16 protein-coding genes are annotated in these 24,997 nt (G+C 32.5%); 3 read left to right on the forward strand and 13 right to left on the reverse strand.

All coding sequences use genetic code 11. The features are described from left to right. Window positions 1–162 precede the first annotated feature (162 nt). Complete coding sequence (locus tag IFB02_RS04540; protein WP_106686720.1) at window positions 163–1,068, forward strand: thioredoxin family protein; 906 nt, start codon at window positions 163–165, stop codon at window positions 1,066–1,068. Between the two features lie 39 nt (window positions 1,069–1,107). Here IFB02_RS04540 and IFB02_RS04545 read toward each other — a convergent pair whose 3' ends face one another. The 10 genes from IFB02_RS04545 to IFB02_RS04590 form a co-directional block, all read right to left on the reverse strand. Then, on the reverse strand, window positions 1,108–1,923 hold the full coding sequence (locus IFB02_RS04545) for a T9SS type A sorting domain-containing protein (protein WP_106686721.1): 816 nt from the start codon (window positions 1,921–1,923) through the stop codon (window positions 1,108–1,110). A gap of 75 nt (window positions 1,924–1,998) precedes the next feature. Next, a complete protein-coding gene (locus tag IFB02_RS04550) occupies window positions 1,999–7,854 on the reverse strand; it encodes a beta strand repeat-containing protein (protein WP_191073069.1) in 5,856 nt (1,951 codons plus the stop codon). Between the two features lie 191 nt (window positions 7,855–8,045). Next, the gene (locus IFB02_RS04555; RefSeq protein WP_106687883.1) at window positions 8,046–8,768 is read right to left on the reverse strand and encodes a LytR/AlgR family response regulator transcription factor; all 723 of its coding nucleotides are present in this window, start codon (window positions 8,766–8,768) and stop codon (window positions 8,046–8,048) included. A gap of 89 nt (window positions 8,769–8,857) precedes the next feature. Further along, window positions 8,858–10,777 carry a sensor histidine kinase gene (locus IFB02_RS04560; protein ID WP_106687884.1) on the reverse strand — a complete coding sequence of 640 codons (1,920 nt, stop codon included), beginning with the start codon at window positions 10,775–10,777 and terminating at the stop codon, window positions 8,858–8,860. Window positions 10,778–10,789: 12 nt separating this feature from the next. Further along, window positions 10,790–12,559 (reverse strand): MutS-related protein, encoded by a 1,770-nt coding sequence (locus IFB02_RS04565; RefSeq protein ID WP_106687885.1) that lies wholly within the window; start codon window positions 12,557–12,559, stop codon window positions 10,790–10,792. Window positions 12,560–12,647: 88 nt separating this feature from the next. Next, window positions 12,648–13,394, reverse strand: a complete 747-nt coding sequence (locus IFB02_RS04570) for a succinate dehydrogenase/fumarate reductase iron-sulfur subunit (RefSeq protein WP_106687886.1) — start codon at window positions 13,392–13,394, stop codon at window positions 12,648–12,650. A 12-nt stretch (window positions 13,395–13,406) separates the two neighbouring features. Then, complete coding sequence (locus IFB02_RS04575; protein ID WP_106687887.1) at window positions 13,407–13,769, reverse strand: hypothetical protein; 363 nt, start codon at window positions 13,767–13,769, stop codon at window positions 13,407–13,409. Window positions 13,770–13,781: 12 nt separating this feature from the next. After that, window positions 13,782–15,779, reverse strand: a complete 1,998-nt coding sequence (locus tag IFB02_RS04580; RefSeq protein ID WP_106687888.1) for a fumarate reductase/succinate dehydrogenase flavoprotein subunit — start codon at window positions 15,777–15,779, stop codon at window positions 13,782–13,784. Between the two features lie 13 nt (window positions 15,780–15,792). Beyond that, window positions 15,793–16,467, reverse strand: a complete 675-nt coding sequence (locus IFB02_RS04585; protein WP_106687889.1) for a succinate dehydrogenase cytochrome b subunit — start codon at window positions 16,465–16,467, stop codon at window positions 15,793–15,795. Between the two features lie 109 nt (window positions 16,468–16,576). Then, entirely contained in the window at window positions 16,577–19,420 is a 2,844-nt protein-coding gene (locus tag IFB02_RS04590; RefSeq protein ID WP_106687890.1) for a WD40/YVTN/BNR-like repeat-containing protein, read from the reverse strand. Window positions 19,421–19,525: 105 nt separating this feature from the next. Between IFB02_RS04590 and IFB02_RS04595 the strand changes: the two genes are divergently transcribed. After that, on the forward strand, window positions 19,526–20,818 hold the full coding sequence (locus tag IFB02_RS04595) for an aminopeptidase P family protein (protein WP_106687891.1): 1,293 nt from the start codon (window positions 19,526–19,528) through the stop codon (window positions 20,816–20,818). Between the two features lie 59 nt (window positions 20,819–20,877). Here the strand turns inward: IFB02_RS04595 and IFB02_RS04600 are convergent, their stop codons facing one another. After that, window positions 20,878–22,206, reverse strand: a complete 1,329-nt coding sequence (locus IFB02_RS04600; protein WP_191073070.1) for an aspartate kinase — start codon at window positions 22,204–22,206, stop codon at window positions 20,878–20,880. 103 nt (window positions 22,207–22,309) lie between these two features. On the opposite strand from IFB02_RS04600, the gene IFB02_RS04605 reads away from it, so the two are divergent. Then, complete coding sequence (locus IFB02_RS04605) at window positions 22,310–22,969, forward strand: hypothetical protein (protein ID WP_191073071.1); 660 nt, start codon at window positions 22,310–22,312, stop codon at window positions 22,967–22,969. Window positions 22,970–23,001: 32 nt separating this feature from the next. Here IFB02_RS04605 and IFB02_RS04610 read toward each other — a convergent pair whose 3' ends face one another. Further along, window positions 23,002–23,349, reverse strand: coding sequence for a hypothetical protein (locus tag IFB02_RS04610; RefSeq protein WP_191073072.1), 348 nt, complete (start codon window positions 23,347–23,349; stop codon window positions 23,002–23,004). Between the two features lie 94 nt (window positions 23,350–23,443). Next, a complete protein-coding gene (locus tag IFB02_RS04615; protein ID WP_191073073.1) occupies window positions 23,444–24,994 on the reverse strand; it encodes a serine hydrolase in 1,551 nt (516 codons plus the stop codon). Window positions 24,995–24,997 lie beyond the last annotated feature (3 nt).

Genomic DNA, 24,997 nt, shown 5'->3' on the forward strand with positions numbered 1-24,997 from the left:
AATTTAAAAACCTAACACCATCAAAAAACAACGTACAAAAACACAAAAAACCAATACAAACGACTAAACCTGTTGTTTGTATTGATTTTAATGCTGTTGGTTAAATAATTTAAAAACACAATTACTAAGTAGCTAGATTTGAAATAATTAAAACCATTTAATATGAAAAAAATAATCACACTTATCGCTTTATTTATTTATACTTCTAGCTTTTCTCAAACCCTAAATCAAGAGGTTAAAGATGATAATGGTTCTACAAAACTTTTAGGAGTAATCGATAAAAACGGACTTACAAAAACGCCATACAATGATTGGTTTACTAAAAATTATGACAATTATAAAGTAAACGAAGCACTTGTAAACAGCTACAAAGATTCTTTAAACACTTATACCATAAAAGCATTTTTAGGTACTTGGTGTGGCGATAGTAAACGTGAAGTACCAAGGTTTTATAAAGTTTTAGAAACTGTAAATTTTGACATGAACAATCTTAAAGTATTTGCATTAGACAATACAAAAGAAAATTATAAGAAAGGTCCAAATGGCGAAGAAGACGGTTATAACATACACAGAGTACCAACATTTATCTTTTATAAAAACGGAAAAGAAGTCAACAGAATTGTCGAATACCCAAAAGAAACTTTAGAACGAGATATTAAAAACATTGTAACCAATCAACGTTATTTTCCTAATTACTTTGTGGCAAACACCATGTTTTATAACATTTTAAATAATCCATTAGAAAATTTAAAACAAACGGAAGCTCAGTTTTTACCTTATTTTGCTGAATATGTAAATGGCAGTAAAGAGCTTAACACCTTAGGTTATGTACTTTTAAGAGCAAAGAAAACAAAAGAAGCATTATTTGTTTTTGAATTTAACACCAAATTATTCCCTTTAAATTATAATGTTTATGACAGTTTAGCCGAAGCTTATTATACCACAAACAACTACAATGAGGCAATAAAAAACTATTACAAAGTATTAAGCATGAATCCTGACAATGAAAATGCTAAAAACATGATTGAAAGGATTAACGCTAAAAAACAAAAAACCCATAACAACTAAGTTATGGGTTCAAAAAACTTACTTAATTAAAAAAATGACCTACTTTTTAATTAACTTTTTAGTGATTGTTTTACCTTCAGAATTTATTTTTACAAAATATAAACCATTGTTATAATTTGATACATCTAAAGTAAAACTGCTATCAATCAATTCAGCTTTTTGTTTACTAAATACTTGTTTTCCTAATACATCGTATACAGCAATATCTATGTTTTTTGATGCATTTGAAAATGATAAATTAACATAATTTGTTGTTGGGTTTGGATACATAGAAAACTCTAATAAATTAAATCCTTCTACACCTAATGTAGGACACGTTGGATTACCACCAGTATTAGAACTGTACTCATCAAAAGAAGATCCTGGAGGAATTATAATTACTGTAAATGACTGTGTTCTATCAGAACCATTCATACCGGCAGCAGAAGAATCTGGATCAACTCCATTTTCAAACAATCTTAATCCATCAACACAACCTCCATCTGAAGCAGTAAAAGTTAACCAAAGTGTTGGTACACCTGGTTGTACAACTCCTATCATAGAATTACCACCAACATCAGAAAATGTAAAAAAATCACTTTCTGGTTGTGCTGCAGGACTAGTTATTTTATTTGATTGAGTATAAGAGCCAATAGTCTGACTTGTTAAGGTTAAAGTTCTGCTAGTATTAGTTGGTGCAACAATTGTAAATTTAGAAGTTCCAGTATTTGTAACTGGTGGCGTTGGAGCTATATCTCTTGTGATATAAATTTCATACTCCATTGTAGAATTATTCCACTCTAAAGAATAGTCTATATTCTGAGCAAATAAAAAATTGGTAGCTACTAATGCTAAAAAAAGTAAAGTTTGTTTCATTTTGAAATTTTAATTTAGGTTAAATACCTAGCTAGACTACAACTAGCTAGGCATAGAAGTTTGGGTAATTTATAATTATGGTAATTGTTCTATGAGTAAATCATATTCTGAATCAAAAGATGTATTTAAAGGATATAATAAAATAACTAGCTGAATTTTATTTATATCTGAATTTGATGCTGAAAACGATACTTTTCCATCTAAATCCATATCTGCATCAAAGTATCCAAAGCCTTGATCAAAATTGATATCAAATGTTGAATTATTAGGATGAAGTAACACATCTATTTGTAATTTATTTAAATCAGAATTTCCGTTTTTAAATCCAACTTGATTATCACCATTAAGATTACCGGCGTGTAAAGCTTTAACTGAACCAACTGTAATTTGTTCGTTTCCATCGTAATTTACACTACCTGGTATATCATATAAGAAAGCTCCGTTAGCTATTGTAAAATCTACAACGGTATTATTAGCACTTAGCTGAACAGGTGAAGCTGTCATTACACCTAAATGATTTCTGTGTTTAATAGATATAAAATAGTTACCTGTAACACCTTCAAAAGTTACTGGAGAAACACCATCTAAAGGACTTACTACATCTCCATCACTTTGTAATAATGCAGCTTTAGTTTGTTCTATAATTGTATTATCATTTTCATTTCTTAATTCAATAAAAATCCAATCTACAATTGCGTCTTGTGTTCCGCTATTGGCATTTAATACTTGAGTAGTTGTTGTTTCTCCACCACCATTTCCGTAAACAGTATATTTTGTGTTGCCACTAGTAGAATAAGGTTCTGTTAATGGTAAGTAACCTGCATCTAATAAATCTGTTCTCATTAAACCATTGGAAGTATTTAATAACGCACCTTGTAACATCACTTTAACTGATAGCACACTAACTGAAGGATCTCCAAAGTTAGCATCGTCGTTGTCTTCGCTATCTGCTATTCCATCGTTGTCCGCGTCTACTCCTGTGTCTGATACTACACCTGTTCCTCCGCTGTTTGCATCGGTTGGATCACTTACATTGTTTGATGGTAATTCTGTATTACCTGCATCTCCAAAATTGTTGATGTCTTGGTCTACACCATCTACTATTCCATCTCCGTCTGTATCTGGTCCGTCTAATACGCTATTACCATTACTGTCTGATGCTGTTGTTCCTGCTTCTTCTATATCATTCACACCATCATCATCACTGTCTAAATCTTGATAATCTGGTATGCCATCTGCATCGGTATCTTGTGGCGATGGATTACCTGCATCTCCATAAACTGTTCCGCCATCACTGTCTAATACATCCGTTACTCCATCATTGTCATTGTCTGTTCCGCCTGTATCATTACTGTTTATTGTACCGTCATTATTGGTGTCTAATGTTGCATTACCGCCTTCTATAACATCATTGATTCCATCGTTATCACTATCTAAATCCAAATAGTCTGGTACAGTGTCTCCATCGGTATCTACTGCTTCGCCTGATGCTCCTGACTCATCTTCATCATTTAAACCATCATTATCACTATCTAAATCTTGGTAGTTTGGTATACCATCTCCATCGGTATCTGGATTGGTATTTACCGCTGCATCTGGTGACCCATTGTTGTCGTTGTCTGTGTATCCGTTGTCGTTGGCATCGATTACGCCATCGTCGTTTGTATCTAAATCGCCGTTTCCGCCTTCTACTACATCTGGGATACCATCATTATCACTATCTGTATCTTCTGTGTCTGGTATTCCGTCACCGTCTGTGTCGCCTGGTCCTTCTGCTGTATCTGGTATTCCGTCGTTATCATCGTCTTCATCAAACTCATCAAATACGCCGTCACCATCGGTATCTTTTGGATCTCCAAAGTTAGCATCGTCGTTGTCTTCACTATCTGCTATTCCATCGTTGTCTGCGTCTACGCCTGTGTCTGATACTACTCCTGTTCCTCCGCTGTTTGCATCGGTTGGATCACTTACGTTGTTTGTTGGTACTTCTGTATTACCTGCATCTCCAAAATTGTTGATGTCTTGGTCTACGCCATCTACTATTCCGTCTCCATCTGTATCTGGTCCGTCTAATACGCTATCACCATTACTGTCTGATGCTGTTGTTCCTGCTTCTTCTATATCATTTACGCCATCATCATCACTGTCTAAATCTTGATAATCTGGTATGCCATCTGCATCGGTATCTTGTGGCGATGGATTACCTGCATCTCCATAAACTGTTCCGCCATCACTGTCTAATACATCCGTTACTCCATCATTGTCATTGTCTGTTCCGCCTGTATCATTACTGTTTATTGTACCGTCATTATTGGTGTCTAACGTTGCATTACCGCCTTCTATAACATCATTGATTCCATCGTTATCACTGTCTAAATCCAAATAGTCTGGTACAGTGTCTCCATCGGTATCTACTGCTTCGCCTGATGCTCCTGACTCGTCTTCATCATTTAAACCATCATTATCACTATCTAAATCTTGGTAGTTTGGTATACCATCTCCATCGGTATCTGGATTGGTATTTACCGCTGCATCTGGTGATCCATTGTTGTCGTTGTCTGTGTATCCGTTGTCGTTTGCATCGATTACGCCATCGTCGTTTGTATCTAAATCGCCGTTTCCGCCTTCTACTACATCTGGGATACCATCGTTATCACTATCTGTATCTTCTGTGTCTGGTATTCCGTCACCATCTGTGTCGCCTGGTCCTTCTGCTATATCAGGAATACCATCATTATCATCGTCTTCATCAAACTCATCAAATACGCCGTCACCATCGGTATCTTTTGGATCTCCAAAGTTAGCATCGTCGTTGTCTTCGCTATCTGCTATTCCATCGTTGTCTGCGTCTACGCCTGTGTCTGATACTACACCTGTTCCTCCGCTGTTTGCATCGGTTGGATCACTTACGTTGTTTGTTGGTACTTCTGTATTGCCTGCATCTCCAAAATTGTTGATGTCTTGGTCTACGCCATCTACTATTCCATCTCCGTCTGTATCTGGTCCGTCTAATACGCTATCACCATTACTATCTGATGCTGTTGTTCCTGCTTCTTCTATATCATTTACGCCATCATCATCACTGTCTAAATCTTGATAATCTGGTATACCATCTGCATCGGTATCTTGTGGCGATGGATTACCTGCATCTCCATAAACTGTTCCGCCATCACTGTCTATTACATCCGTTACTCCATCATTGTCATTGTCTGTTCCGCCTGTATCACTACTGTTTATTGTACCGTCATTATTGATGTCTAATGTTGCATTACCGCCTTCTATAACATCATTGATTCCATCGTTATCACTATCTAAATCCAAATAGTCTGGTACTGTATCACCATCGGTATCTACTGCTTCGCCTGATGCTCCTGACTCGTCTTCATCATTTAAACCGTCATTATCACTATCTAAATCTTGGTAGTTTGGTATGCCATCTCCATCGGTATCTGGATTGGTATTTACCGCTGCATCTGGTGATCCATTGTTGTCGTTGTCTGTGTATCCGTTGTCGTTGGCATCGATTACGCCATCGTCGTTTGTATCTAAATCGCCGTTTCCGCCTTCTACTACATCTGGGATACCATCGTTATCACTATCTGTATCTTCTGTGTCTGGTATTCCGTCACCATCTGTGTCGCCTGGTCCTTCTGCTGTATCAGGAATACCATCATTATCATCGTCTTCATCAAACTCATCAAATACACCGTCACCATCGGTATCTTTTGGATCTCCAAAGTTAGCATCGTCGTTGTCTTCACTATCTGCTATTCCATCGTTGTCTGCGTCTACGCCTGTGTCTGATACTACTCCTGTTCCTCCGCTGTTTGCATCGGTTGGATCACTTACGTTGTTTGATGGTACTTCTGTATTACCTGCATCTCCAAAATTGTTGATGTCTTGGTCTACGCCATCTACTATTCCATCTCCGTCTGTATCTGGTCCGTCTAATACGCTATCACCATTACTATCTGATGCTGTTGTTCCTGCTTCTTCTATATCATTTACGCCATCATCATCACTGTCTAAATCTTGATAATCTGGTATACCATCTGCATCGGTATCTTGTGGTGATGGATTACCTGCATCTCCATAAACTGTTCCGCCATCACTGTCTATTACATCCGTTACTCCATCATTGTCATTGTCTGTTCCGCCTGTATCACTACTGTTTATTGTACCGTCATTATTGGTGTCTAATGTTGCATTACCGCCTTCTATAACATCATTGATTCCATCGTTATCACTATCTAAATCCAAATAGTCTGGTACTGTATCACCATCGGTATCTACTGCTTCGCCTGATGCTCCTGACTCGTCTTCATCATTTAAACCGTCATTATCACTATCTAAATCTTGGTAGTTTGGTATACCATCTCCATCGGTATCTGGATTGCTATTTACCGCTGCATCTGGTGATCCATTGTTGTCGTTGTCTGTGTATCCGTTGTCGTTTGCATCGATTACGCCATCGTCGTTTGTATCTAAATCGCCGTTTCCGCCTTCTACTACATCTGGGATACCATCGTTGTCACTGTCTGTATCTTCTGTGTCTGGTATTCCGTCACCATCTGTGTCTAATGATGCACAAAAACTCATATTAGTTAACGCTACTGCTTGGACATTTTGTGGATTGTTAGAGTTATTTGTATATATAAACTGTAATTCTGTAATCCAGTCTTGAATTCCTAATATAGATAAATTACCATCTACACCGTTTCCTCTAAACGTATTTGGAGCAATAAACTGCTGAGTAGTTGTTGTAAATTCTGCAGCAGTAAAAATATGTGTTGATCCATCTATTACAGTTGCAATTATTTGAATATTATCTATAAAATCTGAGCTATCTCCAAATCCTGTATCTGGTTCAAAATCCAAGTCTAATAAATCAAAACTTAAGTTATAAATTGGTCTTTGGAAAGTAAACGTATGAGTGGATACTCCTGTTGTTGTAGAACTTTGATATAAATAATAGTAAGGATTTGCACTTGCTGGTCCAGCTGTATTAATATGATACTCTTGCGTTGGTAGATTACCTGAAACGGTTCTAGTTAACTGTATACCTAATCCATCTACATTAATGTTAGAATTTACTAAAATTGGATCGTCTCCTGAAGTTTGGTTACCAGTACCTTCGTTATATTGATCTGCCCAACTTAAAATTGAAAGGTTACCTGTACAACTTCCTAGTTCTTCTGAATCTGGAATACCATCATTATCATCATCTAAATCATTAATATCTGCAACACCATCGTTATCGTTGTCTGGTAAAATATGTGATGCTTGTAGAGTATATCCAATTCTAGCGTTTGGCAAAGTACCTCCAAATTGTAATGTAAATGTAGATCCTATTGTATTTCCGTTAGTGAAAATAGCACTATAATTACCAGTTGCATTATTAATCATTGAAGCCGAAACTTGATTATTAGCAGAACAGTCTACAGTTACACCTGTAGCATTTGTACCATTATCATTTAATCCTTGACAGTTTTGAAAACCTGCATTTAAAGTAAATCTATCATCAAAACCTCCATTTTGATCATCAAAATCGATATCTGAAATTATAAAAGTATCCAACCTAACTTGATGACTAAAATTGAAGACAATGGTTTGATTTGCTGCACCATTTAACTGTCTATTTTGAGTCATTTCCCAAGAGTTAGAAAATCCTCCATTATTTGTATTATCTGTATTACCTGTAGTAGCTGGTAAAGTTATAGACGTTCCTGCTCCATTTTGAATTGTAGCTGTAACGTTTACTAACTGTCCAGTTGTTGCATCTGTAAAATTACCTTGAACAGTAATTGGTGTGTTAACATCGTTTCCATTAGTATCGGCTGATGTATTCCATCTAATAGTATTTTGAGCATAAATACTATTACTAAAAAGCATTATTACAAATAATACTTTTAATAAAGTAGGTTTTTGCATAATAGTTAATATTATTACATTATAATTATTTACAATTTTGTTCTTTTGGTTTGGGAGAGGATTAATAGCTTTTAGACACTAAACTATAGTATCAATTTGCGCCAAATATAGGAGAAGACTTAATAAAAAAATAATTAATGTTACAAAACCAACTAATAATGTTCTAAAAACTTATATGCTAGATTTTAGAATTATGCAATGTTAATTTTTTGAAGAAGATTTTCTTTATATTTTTTTCCTAATGGTATTTCTAAACCATTAATAACAAGCATGTTGGTTTGAATTTTTTCTAAATGGTTATAATTAACTATATAACCTCTATGTACTCTAATAAAGTTATCTGGTAGTTTATGAATTATATCGTTAAGACTAATTCTTATTACATGTTTTTTAGCATTATATAAAATAATTTCTACATATACATGATCACTTTTTATATATAGAATATCTTCAAAATTAAGCTTGATAAACATACCTTTTTCTTTAACAAATAAAGAGCCTTTATTTTCTGCTTTATTTTTTATTGAAGGGCTATCCTTTTTATTAAAGTTTGAAATTGCTATTTCTATAGAAGTAAATAATTCTTCTTGTGTAAAAGGTTTTACTAAATAGGCTTGCGGTTGTACTTGCTTTGCTAAACCAACAGTATCTTTATCTGTGTTTGATGTTAAAAACACGAATGGGATTTGGTATTTTTCATTTATTTCTTTTGCAATATCAATACCGGATTTTGCACCAGATAGATTAATATCTAATAGTGCAATATCTGGTTTTTCTGTTTTTAAAATTGTTATTGCTTCTGTGTAGTTTATTGCTGGCTCAAAAGTGTAATAACCTAAATCTTCTAACGTATCACAAATATTATCTGCGATTAATATTTCGTCTTCAACTACAAGAATTTTAACTTGACTCATTAGAAATTTTATTTTTCACAAATTATTTAAATTATCATTAAACCTGTAATAAATGTTCTAAGCTTACTGATTTCTGTTCTGAAAAAAAATTAATGAGTTTGCTTTCTTAAAAATAAGTCTTTGAAGGTGATTTCAAATTTAGCGCCATTATCGTATTTATAAATTAAATCTCCTTGTAATTGTCTTGTTAATCTAGTTATTAATTTTAAACCTAAGCTTTTTGCTTTTTTAATATCCAAACCTTGTTTTAAACCACTTCCATTATCTGAAAATATCATGTTATATATTCCATTTTCTTGTTGGTTAACCTCAATTTGTATGATATTTTTTTGATTGTCCTTTAAACCGTACTTAAATGTATTTGTTAGCAGCTCGTTTACTATCAATCCAAGTGGTAATGCTGTATCCACATCAAGATTTAAATCTTCAGCATTTAAATGTACTTCTACCTCTTGTTCTCCTGTAAATAAAGTTTTTATTTGATTGACTAATATTTTTAAATAGTCTGAAAAATCTATTAACCCATCTTCTTTTTGATATAGTTTTTGATGAATAAGCGCCATAGATTTTATACGATTTTGCCCTTCTTTTGCAAGTTCTTTAGCTTTTTCATCTTCAATATCTCTAGTTTGTAAATCTAATAGACTTGATACCATTTGAAAGTTATTTTTTACACGATGGTGTATTTCTTTAACCAACAATTTATTTTCATTTAAGGCTTCGTTAATTTGTTTATTCTGACTATTAAGTTGTTTTGTCTGCTTTTTATTTTTTATTAATAATAATGCTGTAATGAATAATGCTAATCCAATTAAAGAAGCTATTACTATATAAAAGGTAGATTTTTTTTCTGCAAACTCTAATTCTAATTCTTTTTCTTTTATTGCTTGTTGTGTTTGAAAATTAGCTAATGCTTTGGACAAATCTTCAGAATATATCTGCCTATTTAAAGCTACTGCATCTCTTTGATATACAATTGCCTCTTTTAAAAAACCGTGTTGCTCTAAAGCTTCACCCATTTCATAATAGATATAATAATAATCATTAGAGTTTAATTTGTTTTTTGCAAGCACTTTAATTTTTTCTCCAAACTCAATTATATTATCTACCTCAAATTGTTTAAAAATTTTCTTTACCCTTTCACTTTCTAAAGGTAAATAGGTAAGATATTTTGCATAAAATGCATAACTATCTTCTCTTGTTTTTGGATTGCTGTATAGTTCTAATAATAATTTATCTACTTCGTTTTCATGATCACCTTTATATATGTAAGCATCTAAAGTATTCATAATAGTCCCTTTATAATACTTAGAATGTTCTGGCAATTGTTGTTCTAAATCTAAAATTGCTTCACAAGTATTTATATACTCTTGAAGGTTTTTCTTATTCAAATAATAATTACATGTATAATATAGCGTAGCTATTTGTAACTTTTTATCATTATATTTTTTTGCAATGTTTAAATTTTTATCTAATATTTTTTTTGCTTCTTCATTTTTAAACTGAATGAGAAGTAATACAATTTTGTGAAAATCTAAATACGTATTAGCAATTGCTATTTCTTTTTTTGTTTGATCAAATTTTAGAAGGTATTTTTCTAATTCTTTATTAATTATAGTAGATTGATCTATGGTTTTTGAATCGTCACGTAATACAGATATCTGATCTAATTTTATTTGAAAATAATTTTGATTGAAATTATCTGAAGTTGGTTGATCTATTGAATTATTTATAAAATTTGAAATTAATCCATATTGATGATTCCCAGAATTACTAACATTATCAATAAATTTTTTATAATTAGAATAATCGGACTGATTGTTTGTGATTTTTCTTAATACTGAAATATACGGTGTAGTTTCTTTAATTTTTGAAAGATATATTGAAGCCGAATCTTTTTGTTGATTTAAGATAAAATTCTCTATCTTTTCTAATTCTGCGTTATTAGTTTGCGCATTTAACTTAAAAGCTGTTAAGCTTAAAAGGATTAATAAATTAAAAAATTTCATAAGTATTTACATTTACACAATATTCATCTTCTTTAACAAGAAGCTAGCATTCATATTTTGACATATTCCTTGTTTAAAGGTGTAATCAAAAAACAGCTCGTCATTTACAATTTGGGCATCAAAATAATAATTTTTTACTTTATCTAAATCCTTTTCTATTTCGCATAGACTTAAATCATGCGTTGCTATTATACCTGTTGCGTTGCTAGCTACTAATTTTTCTACAAACTTCCTGCTACCAATTGCTTTATCTGTACTGTTTGTTCCTTTTAAAATTTCATCTAAAATGATAAAATAATCGTCTGTTTTAATAGCTTCAACTATATATTTAAGTCTGGTTAATTCGCTAAAAAAGTATGAACTATCATCGGTTAAAGAATCTGTTGTGCGCATACTTGTAATTAATTTTACAGGACTATATTCACTTGATTTTGCGCATACAGGTAAACCTATGTTAGCCATTACAATGTGAAGTGAAACTGTGCGTAAAAAAGTACTTTTACCTGCCATATTAGCTCCAGTGATAATAAAAAACTGCTGATTATTAATCTCAAAATCATTATCTACTCGTTTTTCAGCCTTTAATAAAGGATGACCTAATTGCTTTACACTTGTAGATTGTTTGGTATCTAAGATTTTAGGGTAAATAAAATTAGGATTATTAAAAGCATAATTACCAAAACTATTGTAAGCATCAAAAAAACTAACGACTTCAAACCACTTGTTAACGTTTTGATTATAGGTATTAATCCAAGCTTCTATCTTAAAACTGTTTTTTACATCGGTTAGAAAATAGCCATTACCAAATATGGCAGAAATAAAGTTATTACGATTATCTAAAGCATCCATTGCTTTGGATAAATCTGATAATATTTGAGATGCTTTTTTTCCTTCAGAAGTTATTAATTGCTGTTGTTGTTTTAATAATTTAGAAGAAAATGACTCGGATTCAATTAAGTCTAATAATAATGCATACTGCCTAAAAGTATCTCTAACTTTATCTGTTATAGCTGCTAAATTGCTTATTTTTTTTAAATACTTTCCGGTTACAAAAAATCCAACAAACAACCAGTAACCTAAATATTTAGCAGACACTACTTTTGCTATAACTAATCCAAGAATTATTACACTAATAACCGAAACTATTAAAGGTATATACTGGATATATTTTGGCAAAAATCTTTTATGTTGTTGTAATAACTTTACAACAGTTTCTGTATTAGTTTCTACATGTATTAAACTTGCTGTAGCCTGATAAACTTGTCGCCAATTAGGTTTTTGCGATAATTCTTTAATCGCCTCTTGCCTATCAATTATGTGATTTATATTATTTGCTTTTAAAATAGAAGCTAATTGATCCTTTCCAGATGCAGTTGCTGTACGATCTATACATTGAAAAAAAGAGCCTCTTCCAAACAAATCGATATCTAAAGCATAATTATGATTTGGATCTTGATATTGGATACCATCGGGTTTAAAATAAAAATTATCTAATGCTATTTTTATTTCATCTTCGTTAATTACAGCTAATTTCTGTTTTAGTTGATATTGCTTTTTAATATTGGTATATTTAGATAATAGTCTAATAAAAAGGACTAAACCAACAATTATTATAAGCGATAAAACTAACCAGTTTTCAAAATAAATATATACACCAATTGCTGTTAAAGCAAATACAATTATACGTAAAACACTTAGTGTTACTAGTTTTTTATTTAATTGAGATAGTTCTTTTTTATATAAATCTAAATGAGTTTTGTAAAACTGAATTGGTGTTTGCATATTGAATTTAAAATATAAATAAACAAAAAAATCTCAAGAATAATCTTGAGATTTTTAATATTTGTACGATTAAAATACGCTAGTATAATTAACCTTTTAAGCTAGCTTTTAAATATTCGCTATTCATACGAGCGATGTTTTCTAAAGAAATTCCTTTAGGACATTCTACCTCACAAGCTCCTGTATTTGTACAGTTACCAAATCCTTCATCATCCATTTGCTTAACCATATTTAAAACACGGTCTGTAGCTTCTACTTGTCCTTGTGGTAATAATGCAAATTGAGACACTTTAGCACCAACAAATAACATAGCACTAGAGTTTTTACAAGTTGCAACACATGCACCACAACCTATACAAGTTGCTGCAGAGAAAGCATCGTCTGCATCATGTTTATTTACAGGAATTGCGTTAGCGTCTATAGTGTTACCAGAAGTATTTACAGAGATAAATCCTCCTGCATGCTGTATACGATCAAATGCGCTTCTATCTACTACTAAGTCTTTAATCACAGGAAAAGCTTTTGCTCTAAATGGCTCAATAAAAATTGTGTCGCCATCTTTAAACTTTCTCATGTGTAATTGACAAGTAGTAACACCTCTATCTGGTCCATGAGCTTCACCATTAATATACAAAGAACACATACCGCAAATTCCTTCACGACAATCATGATCAAATGCTACAGGCTCGTCTCCTTTTTCAATTAATTGTGTATTTAGTACATCTAACATTTCTAAAAATGACATATCTGGTGATACATCTGAAATGCTATATTCTACCATTTTTCCTTTATCGTTAGCGTTTTTTTGACGCCATATTTTTAATGTTAAGTTCATAACAATTATTTTTTATTGTTCTAAACGAGGGTTATCAGATCCTATTTGAGAAATCCCTAATCCTACTTTTTCAAAATCTATATCTAAACCACCAGTTTTCTTAAGTATAAAATTTAAGATAGCTGTAGTTATTAAAGTAATAATAAACACCAACACACCGTAAAAAATTGGTGCTAATATGGTGATAAATAATCCTCCACCAAAAATTGCTGCTCCAGATCCTAGATCGTCACTTGCAACACCAATCGCAGAGAATAATAACATCATAGGTACAAAAATGACTAACATAATTAATGCTGTTGCTACTGCTGCTATAGTAGCATACTTTACAGGATCTACACGCATTAATTTTAATGTAAACTTATTATTGTTCATTGTTAAATAAGATTATTTGTAACTACGTTCTTTAACTTCAATATTTTCATATTGTAAGTCTTCTTTGTGTAAAACCGCGTCTTTTGGTTCGCCTTTATATTCCCAAGCAGATACATACTGAAACTCTTTACGTCTCATTGCTTCTCCTTCTTCTGTTTGGTACTCTTCTCTAAAGTGTCCTCCAGCAGATTCTTCTCTTTGTAAAGCATCTTTTGCAAAAAGCTCTCCTAATTCTAAGAAATCTGCAACACGACCTGCTTTTGCTAACTCTTCGTTAAATTCAGTTTCTGTACCAGGAACTCTTACATCTTTCCAGAATTCTGCTCTTAATTCAGAGATTTCTGTAATTGCAGATTGTAAGTCTTTTTCGTTTCTAGCCATACCACACTTATTCCACATGATTTTTCCTAATTTTTTATGGAAATAATCTACTGGTTTAGTACCATCGTTATTGATTAAATGAGCAATACGTTCTTTAACATTCTTTTCTGCTTCATCAAATTCTTTTGTTTCAGTAGAAATTGGTCCTGTTCTAATATCGTTTGCTAAATAATCACCAATGGTGTAAGGTAATACAAAATATCCGTCTGCTAATCCTTGCATTAAAGCAGATGCACCTAAACGGTTAGCACCATGATCAGAGAAGTTGGCTTCTCCTATTGCATATAATCCTGGAACCGTTGTTTGTAAATTGTAATCTACCCAAAGTCCACCCATTGTGTAATGTACAGCTGGATAAATCATCATTGGTGTTTCATACGGATTTTGATCTACGATTTTTTCATACATCTGGAATAAGTTTCCGTATTTAGTTTTTACAACTTCTTGTCCTAATTTTTTAACTAAAGCAGCATCATTCTCGTCTAAACCTTTAATGTGTGCTTGTTCTTTACCGTAACGTGTTATTGCAGAAGCAAAGTCTAAGTATACTGCTTCTCCGGTTGCATTTACACCATAACCTGCATCACAACGTTCTTTTGCTGCACGAGACGCAACATCACGAGGTACAAGGTTACCAAATGCTGGATAACGACGCTCTAAATAATAATCTCTATCTTCTTCAGCAATTTGAGTTGGTTTTAATTTCCCTTCTCTAATTGCTAAAACATCTTCCATTTTCTTTGGTACCCAAATACGACCATCGTTACGTAATGATTCTGACATTAACGTTAATTTAGATTGATGATCACCTGATACCGGAATACATGTTGGGTGAATTTGTGTGTAACATGGATTTGCAAAATAAGCACCACGTTTATGAGCTTTCCAAGCTGCTGTAACATTACTTCCCATTGCATTTGTAGATAAGAAGAAGACGTTACCATATCCTCCTGTACCTAATACAACTGCATGTGCAGAATGTCTTTCTATTTCTCCTGTTACTAAATTACGTACAATTACACCACGTGCTTTACCATCTACGATTACAACATCAAGCATTTCGTGACGGTTGTACATTTTTATTTTTCCACGTCCTATTTGACGGTTCATTGCAGAGTATGCTCCTAACAATAACTGCTGACCTGTTTGTCCTGCTGCGTAAAATGTACGAGATACTAATACACCACCAAAAGAACGGTTATCTAAAAGTCCTCCATACTCACGAGCAAAAGGAACACCTTGTGCTACGCACTGGTCAATTATGTTAGCAGATACTTCTGCTAAACGGTAAACATTTGCTTCTCTAGAACGGTAATCTCCACCTTTTACCGTATCGTAAAATAAACGGTAAGTTGAGTCTCCATCACCTTGGTAGTTTTTCGCTGCGTTAATTCCTCCTTGTGCTGCAATAGAGTGCGCACGTCTTGGAGAATCTTGAAAACAAAATGCTTTTACATTATATCCTAACTCTGCTAAAGTAGCAGCAGCAGATCCACCTGCTAATCCTGTACCAACTACAATTACATCTATTAAACGTTTGTTTGCTGGGTTAACTAGGTTGATTGTATTTTTATGATTAGTCCACTTATCTGCAAGTGGTCCTTGAGGTATTTTTGAATCTAAACTCATAGTCAACTATTTTTTAGTGATTAAAGTGATGGTATAAAGCAATAAAAATAAATCCTAAAGGAATTATAATTGCATAAGCTTTACCAAAACCTTGTAATCCTTTTGTGTATTTATTGTTAGCTCCTACAGATTGAAAAGCCGAGCTAAACCCATGAAGTAAATGCAATGCTAAGAAAACAAATCCTAGACAGTATAAAGCTACTCGCCAAATAGGAGCAAATTTATGTACTAATTCTTCATAGTATCTGTATTCTCCATTTGGTAATAAACCAGACATATCACCTACGATATACTTTGTGTTAATTTCTGGAAACCAAAAATCTATAAAGTGAATAATTAAAAACACTAAAATAAATCCTCCACTCCAGATCATATTTCTACTCATCCAAGTAGAATTAGCATTTCCATTAAATTTAGCATAGCTAATTTGCCTTGCTTTGTTGTTTTTTATTTCTAAAACAAATCCCATAACGAAGTGAAAAATCACACCGAAAATTAAAACTGGTTGCAACACAAATTGTATTAGCCAAAATGTACCCATAAAATGTGATACTTCATTAAAAGTATCTGGGCTAAAGACTGATAAAATATTAATTGCAAAGTGTTGAAGAATAAAAATCATAAGAAAGAATGCTGAAAGTGCCATAGCAATCTTTCTTCCTATTGAAGAATTTAAAATTCCGCTCATTGTGTATATGGTTAATTTTTTCTTTCTACAAAGATACGCCTCAAAGCATATTCTAACAAATTTTAAACTGTATTTACGTTATTTAGAATGAGTTTAAGTTAAAAGAAAATTATTCTAACTTAAATCCTTTTTTAGTTTTGTTAATTTTTACAACATAGTCTCCTTTTGGCAAGTAAAAAATCCCATTATTTGCTTTTTGTAAGACTAAATCTGTTCGATCTTTTTGTAATTGTTTTTTTCCTTTTTCACTTAAATTTAAGCCATAATTTAAAGCATTAAACCCTTTATCTAGTTTTACATTAAATGTATTTAAAACAGAATTATTTTCAGAAAGAATCTCAACAGTAACTTCTTGTTGTTTAGCGCTATATAACTGAATTTCTAGATTAGGTGTATTTGCGTCTTGCCATTTACTCCATGAAGTTCCCCAACGTGAGGAGTGACGAATATTTTGAATATCAAAAATTAATATTTCTTGTGAAGCATTTTCATCTTGATTGAATTTCTGAATATTAGACATATTAGTCTTATAAATACTTCTACCATGTGTTGCAATTAACAAATCGTTAGTTTCTTTTTGTATAACCAAATCATGAACAGCTACTGCAGGTAAACCATTAGAAAATAATTCCCAATGTTTTCCTTGATTTAAAGATAAATACGCCGCATTATCGGTTCCTAAGTAAAGTAAATTAGAATTAACTGGATCTTCCTTTATTACATTAACTGGCGACATTGGTAAGTTAGAGGTAAGATTTATCCAAGTCTTACCATAATCTTCAGATTTATATACATACGTATTAAAGTGATCCCAACGGTAACCGTTAAGAGTTACATAAACGCGTTCTTTTTTATGTGAAGACGCTATAACGCGACTTACCCATAAATCCTTTGGTAAATTTGAAGAAATATCTTCCCATGTTGCACCGCCATTTTTTGTTACATGGACTAAACCATCGTCACTTCCAGTATAAATTAACCCAAATTGAAAAGGTGATTCACTGATACTGGTTAAAGTACCGTAGGCAACGTTTCCTTTTTTTCCACCATTAGTTAAATCGTCACTAATGGCTTCCCAAGTATTTCCCTGATTTAAAGATCGCATTAATTTATTTCCACCTAAATACAAAACATCTTGATTGTGACTAGAAAGCTCGATTGGTGTTTGCCAGTTAAAACGATACGGACTTTCACCTAATTGATGTTTTGGTTGTATGTAAGTTTGATCTTTAGTCTCTAAGTTTAAACGGTAATAATTTCCAAACTGATAACCTGTGTAAACAATATTTGGATTACGGTTATCAATTTCTATTTGCATTCCATCTCCGCCCATAATCATTTCCCAAGGATATTGCCCATATTGTTGCCAACTTCTGTCTTCTGGTGCATTGTTTGCACCTTTCCACACACCATTATCTTGTAAACCGCCGTACACATTATAAGGTGTTTGATTATCTACATTTATCGCATAAAATTGCCCAACTGCTGGCGTGTTATTTTTAATCCAAGTTTCACCATCGTCATAAGTTACATTTACGCCTCCATCATTACCATTAATTAAATGATTAGGTTGTTTAGGATTTATCCAAAGTGCATGATGATCTGCATGTACATTTTCTGCAGAAATTGACACAAACGTTTTACCGCCATCTTTAGATTTTAAGATAGGAACACCGTAAATATACAAATGTTCTTGATCAGCAGGCGATACATAAATATGCCCAAAATAATAACCATAACTATAATATAAATCGTCTATATAATCGTCATGTGTTTTTTGCCAAGTTAATCCACCATCTGTACTTTTATAGACTTCGGCTCCAATAACTGGTGTATCAAACAACATAGAATTAGCATCTTCTAGATAGGTTGCTATATCGGCAGGTTTTACATTACCGCTACGTACCATTTGTTTAACATTTTCTGCTCTGTATTTTTCTTGAAAACCATTTGTCTTCAAAAAACTATTTAGTTTTTTATCTTCTAATTTTAAAAACGCATTTGTACTCATCGATTTAAAATCGTCTTTCTTCAAGCCATTACTTTCATCTTTCTTAGCTTCAGAAGGTCTTCTAAATTGACTATCGTGTATCGCATAAACAATATTGTTATCGTAAACTGCCAATCCTATACGTCCAACACCATTTCCTGTAGGAAAACCGCTTTTATCAGTAGATACTTTTTGCCAAGTTTCACCTGCATCTGTACTTTTATAGATTGCCGAGTTATTTCCGCTTCCATCAAAATTCCAAGCTTTTCTATCTTTAGTCCATGAAGATGCAAACATAATATTGTAATCGTTTGGCGAATGTTGTACATCTATAATCCCGCTAACCTCATCTATATATAAGGTTTTAGTCCATGTTTTTCCGCCATCTTTAGTTTTATAAATTCCTCTATCTTCACTTTTAGAATATAAGCTACCAGTAACACCAACAACAACTTCATCTGGATTATTTGGATTAATTAAGATGCGTCCAACGTGTTGCGAGTTTGATAAACCAACATGTTGCCAAGACTGACCATTATCACTAGATTTTAACAATCCAATACCAGCATAAGAAGAACGTGATGCATTGTTTTCTCCTGTTCCAACCCAAATAGTTCTAGTTTTCCAATCTACTGCAATATCACCTACATTTTGGGTTTGAGTATTGTCCAAAATTGGAGTAAAAGATGTACCATTATTTGTCGTATGCCAAACGCCACCAGAAGCATAACCTACGTAAAATTCGGTTGGATTTTCTGGATTTACAGCTAAATCTACAACACGACCACTCATTACTGTTGGTCCTATATTTTCAAATTGAATATTTTTCACCAAAGAATTATCAATTAATTTGGCTCTATCTATTACAGCTTGTTTAATTTTTTCTTTAGACGTAGGATTTTGTTGCGCTTTTAACGAGGCAGAATATAGAATAATAAAGATTAACAGAAGTTTAAGTCTCATAGTAATGTAAATTTTCTTTAAAGATAATTAATCTTCTTATTTTTGAAGGACTAATTAATTATGATAATCTAATTTTCTGCTACCAGAAGATTAAAAAAAGTAAAAATGAAATACCATAAAATTGACTCTCAATTATTTATAAAAAATCGTAAAAATTTTGCAGCAAAGATGCCACCAAGTAGTTTGGCTGTTTTTAATTCCAACGATATTTACCCAATTAGTGCAGATAGCACAATGCCTTTTCAACAACACAGAGATATTTTTTATTTAAGTGGTGTTGATCAAGAAGAAAGTATTTTGGTACTTTTTCCTGATTGCCCAAACCCAAAACATCGTGAAATCTTATTTTTAAAAGAAACTAATGCACATATTGCTGTTTGGGAAGGCGAAAAATTAACTAAAGAAGCAGCGTTTGAAACTAGCGGTATTAAAACTGTGTATTGGCTACAAGATTTAGAAAAAATTATGTTTGAAATTATGACACAATGCGATACTGTGTACATAAATACTAACGAGCATTATCGCGCTAATGTAGAAACCGAAACACGCGAAGACCGTTTTACAAAATGGATTAAAGATCGTTATCCTGCACATCGTGTTGCAAAAAGCAATCCCATTTTACAACGTTTACGCTCTGTAAAAGATCAAATTGAAATTGACTTAATACAAAACGCATGTAATATAACTGAAAAAGGCTTTAGACGTATCTTAGATTTTGTAAAACCAGGTGTTTGGGAATTTAATATCGAAGCCGAATTTATGCACGAGTTTTTAAACAACCGATCTAAAGGTTTTGCTTACACACCAATTATTGCATCAGGAAACAATGCTAACGTATTACATTATATAGAGAATAACCAAGAGTGTAAAGCTGGCGATTTAATTTTGCTTGATGTTGGTGCAGAATATGCTAATTACAGCAGTGATATGTCACGTACAATACCCGTTTCTGGTAAATTTACAGCACGTCAAAAAGACGTATACAACGCTGTAAATCGTGTAAAAAACGAAGCTACAAAACTACTTACTCCAGGAACCATTTGGGCAGATTACCATGTAGAAGTTGGTAAATTAATGACTAGTGAGTTATTAGGTTTAGGTTTATTAGATAAAGCAGATGTACAAAACGAAAACCCAGATTGGCCAGCTTATAAAAAATACTTTATGCACGGTACATCTCACCACATGGGATTAGACACGCATGATTACGGTATTTTAACCGAGCCTATGCAAGCTAACATGGTCTTTACTGTAGAGCCAGGTATTTATATACCAGATGAAGGTTTTGGTATTAGACTAGAAGACGATGTAGTTATCCAAGAAACTGGAGAACCTTTTAATTTAATGAGAAATATCCCAATTGAAGCAGATGAAATTGAGGAGATTATGAATAAATAATAGTCTTTAAAAGAGATTAAAAAAGCGAACCGTTTGGTTCGCTTTTTATTTAAAACAACTTAAACTAAAACTTGGTTATTTTCAAAGACATAGCGTTGTAGTTTTTTTAAGGTTTCTACTTTATCGCTAGTGTTAATTAATAGTGAGATATTATTATTACTTCCGCCATAAGAAATCATTCTTACATTAACATCTTGTAAAATCTGGAATAAATTTGGCGTATCTGGATGATACACTATCGCATTACCTACCAAACACACAATACTCATATAATCATCCACTTCTACATGCGCAAAGGTTTTAAGTTCGTTTACAATTGCGTTTAAAGCTGTCGTATTATCTATGGTTAAAGACACTGCAATTTCAGACGTGGTAATCATGTCTATAGAAGTTTCGTAACGCTCAAAAATTTCAAAAACTTTCTTTAAAAATCCGTGTGCTAACAACATTCTAGCCGACTTAATTTTGATAGCCGTAATACCATCTTTTGCAGCTATTGCTTTAATACCTTCGCCATGTACTTGATTGGTAATTAATGTACCATGCGCATTTGGTGACATCGTGTTTTTTAATCGCACAGGAATATCAAAAGCACTAACAGGCATTACCGTTTGTGGATGTAAAATTTTAGCGCCAAAATAAGCCAACTCTGCAGACTCGTCAAAAGACAGATTAGAAATTGCTTTGGTGTTTTCTACAAAACGCGGATCGTTGTTATGAAATCCATCAATATCTGTCCAAATTTGCACTTCTTCGGCTTTTAATATTGCACCAATTATAGTTGCTGTATAATCGCTTCCGCCACGTTGTAGATTGGCTATATTACCATCTGCATCACGACAAATAAAACCTTGTGTGATATAGATTTGAGATTCGGAATTCTCAAAAAGGATACGATTTAAATTTTGTTGAATATAAAAATTATCAGGCTCATTAGTTTTATCAATTCTCATAAAATCTAATGCCGAAATCAAACAAGCATCTATACCTTCTTGATGTAAATATCTAGTAAAAATATAGGTTGATAATCTTTCGCCTTGCGCCACAAATGTATTATATGTTAAATGGTTGTAATTGTTATTGGTATGTTGCGTTAATACATCAAAAATATTAGACACATAAGCGTTAACTTCTGCATTAAATGTTGGATTAGTTAAGAGTTGATTTATAGTTGCTCTATAAGTTTCTCGTAATTGACCCAACAACAACAATGCTTGAGAAGTATTGTTTTGTTTTAGTTGCTCTGAAATATTAACTAACGCGTTTGTTGTACCCGACATTGCTGATAAAACAACCACTTTTTTTTGACCATCATTTATAATGTTTTTTACATTAATCATGTTTTCTACACTACCTACAGATGTTCCGCCAAACTTTAATACTAACATTTTTTTATTTTTTTAGACCGCTAAACTACTATTAACCTTAACGATAGCCTTAAAAATGAAAATATTATACTACTTTTACACAAATTGTTAAATAATTAACAGAATGAAAACTATTTCATCTTGTGTTGAAGATATTTTAATCGCACAACCTTTTTTAGAAGAAGCCTTAACGCGAAGTATTATAAACTATTCTGCTTTAGCTGAAGAACTACGCGAACCCATTAGCGATATGTTAAGAAAACCTGTAAAATCTGGTGCTATCATGATGGCGTTAAGACGCTACAACACACCAAATAATTTACGTCATTCTTTAAAACTGAAAACGACGCTTCAAAAATTGGGTGATATTACAGTACGTTCTAACCTTAGTGATTTTACGTTTCAAAACTCTGAAACCTTAATACAATGTCACACCAAAATTTTAGAACAAGTCGAAACCAATAAAGATATTTTTTATGCGTTTACAAGAGGAATTTACGAGAGTAACATTATTATTTCCAGCTCTGAAAATAAACAAGTTTTAAAACGCTTTAAAGACGAAATCCAATTAGGATTGCAAGAAGGTTTATCTGCTATTAGTGTACGATTACCTAAAGACAACTCTAAAGTATCTGGTTTGTATTATCAAATCTTTAAACGTTTGGCTTGGGAAAACATCCCAATTTACGAAGTTGTCTCTACTACCAATGAGTTTACTGTATTGGTTGAAGATCATGTGGTAGACAAAGCGTTTTCTGTGATTAAAAATTTAAAAAATGGATAAAAAAACCTCAATTTAAAATTGAGGTTTTTGTTTTACTTTATTTTTAATTCTCCAGCTTCTATGGCTTTATTATAATTGGCTTTTACTTTTGTTTTTAATCCAAAGAATTTGCTGCCATCTTTTTTAGACAACACGACATAAGTATCGCCATTTGATTTTGTTTTTACATCTTGAATAACAACTTCAGATTCAAACTCTGATTTGTAACTTGCAATTTTTCCTCTTTTTACTAAAATATTCAACTTAGGAAAATCTACATGATTGTAATATTGATTTGAAGGTTGTTTAACAATTAAAACATCTCCAACTTTAGGTTCGGTTTGTGCATTAACCACAAAAGACATGGTTAAAAAGCTTAATAATAATAGTAACTTTTTCATTGTAATACTTTCATTTGTTAGTATTACAAAAATTAAATTTTTTTTTGAATTTTAAAGCCTTTTTGGTTTGTATTTAACACAAAACGTGTTGTTTTTAATCTGTTTTTGTAAGCTTTAAATCTTCAAAATCGTAACTAAAATCTGTAATTGGCGCTATTGGTTTTAATGTTGCGCTTATTGCATTACCATTTTCATCAAAGGTAAATTGTATAAAACAATCGGCATCATAACTTCTATTATCCCATTTTACAACATAAGTTGTTGCATTATAAGGCATTAAATTTGCTTTTAATGTTTTAGAGTTTTCTGCAAATAACCTAATCGTATTTAATTCTTCTTTTATAATTATATTTCCAAACCAAGGATCGTTATATGTTCCTAAAATCTGACTAGGTTTTGGTTGTAATGGACTTAATTTAAAAGCGTTTACTTTATTAAAAACTTCGGTCTTAATGCTATCGTTATATTTATACCAGTTTACATTACTTTGTCCTAGTTTTGTTAACCAATTTCTGTTTTCATATCCTAAATAACTATCTTTTATTGTGTTTGTTATGGTAGTAAATGCAGATCCATTCATTTGATTAGTTAAGACAACTATTCCTAGATTTAGTTCTGGAATGATAGTAAATTGGGTCACTGTACCTAATAATCCGCCAGTATGATACACTTGTTTGTAACCGCCTTTTACATCACAAACAAACCAGCCTAAACCGTAACCCTTAAAATGCGATTGATAACTATCGTTTTTGCCAACTTTTAATGGTGTTTGCAATTGCCAAAGCTCGTGTAATTGCTCTTCACTTAATAATCGTTCTCCTGTTTGGGTTACGGCATTATTCATTAAAAATTTTGCCCAAATTAACATGTCGCTTACGTTACTTACTATTCCTCCTGCCGCATTTGCTGTATCGTCCCAATCATGCGGAATCTGAGTTAGTTTACCGTCTGCCATAGTATGCGCTTCGATAATATTGGATTTATCGGTCACACGACTGTAAGCTGCTTTACTATTTGTCATACCAACTGGTATTAGTATTTTAGTTTCTATAAAATCTTCCCAAGATAATCCGCTAACGCGCTTTAAAACTTCTCCAGCGACAATAAACATATTATTGTTATATTCAAACGTACTTCTAAATGATGTACTTGGCTTGATATACTTTAAATTACCTATAACTTTTTGCACATCAAAATGGTCGTTTTCTGGAAAAAACATTAAATCTCCTGCGCCTAAACCAAGTCCGCTTCTGTGAGTTACTAAATCTCTAACCGTAAAATTTTGGGTTACCCAAGCATCGTACAGTCTAAATTCAGGGATGTATTTTGTGACTTTATCATCCCAATTTAACTTACCTTGATCCACTAACATTGCCAAAGCAAAACAGGTAAAACCTTTACTATTAGAAGCTATTCCTACTAAAGTGTTTTCATTCATTTTTTCTTTAGTAGATAGTGCCTTTACACCATGTCCTTTTGCATAAACAACTTCTCCATCTTTAATTACTCCTACAGATATTCCAGGTACATCAAAGGTTTTTAATGTGTTTTTTATTAAATCGTCTAATTGTCTACTATCTATTTGTGCATTAACACCAAAACTGGTTAATACCGAAAAAAGGATAAAAAGTTTAAAAAATTTCATTGT

This window comes from Mesoflavibacter profundi, assembly GCF_014764305.1.
Classification (GTDB): Bacteria; Bacteroidota; Bacteroidia; order Flavobacteriales; family Flavobacteriaceae; genus Mesoflavibacter; species Mesoflavibacter profundi.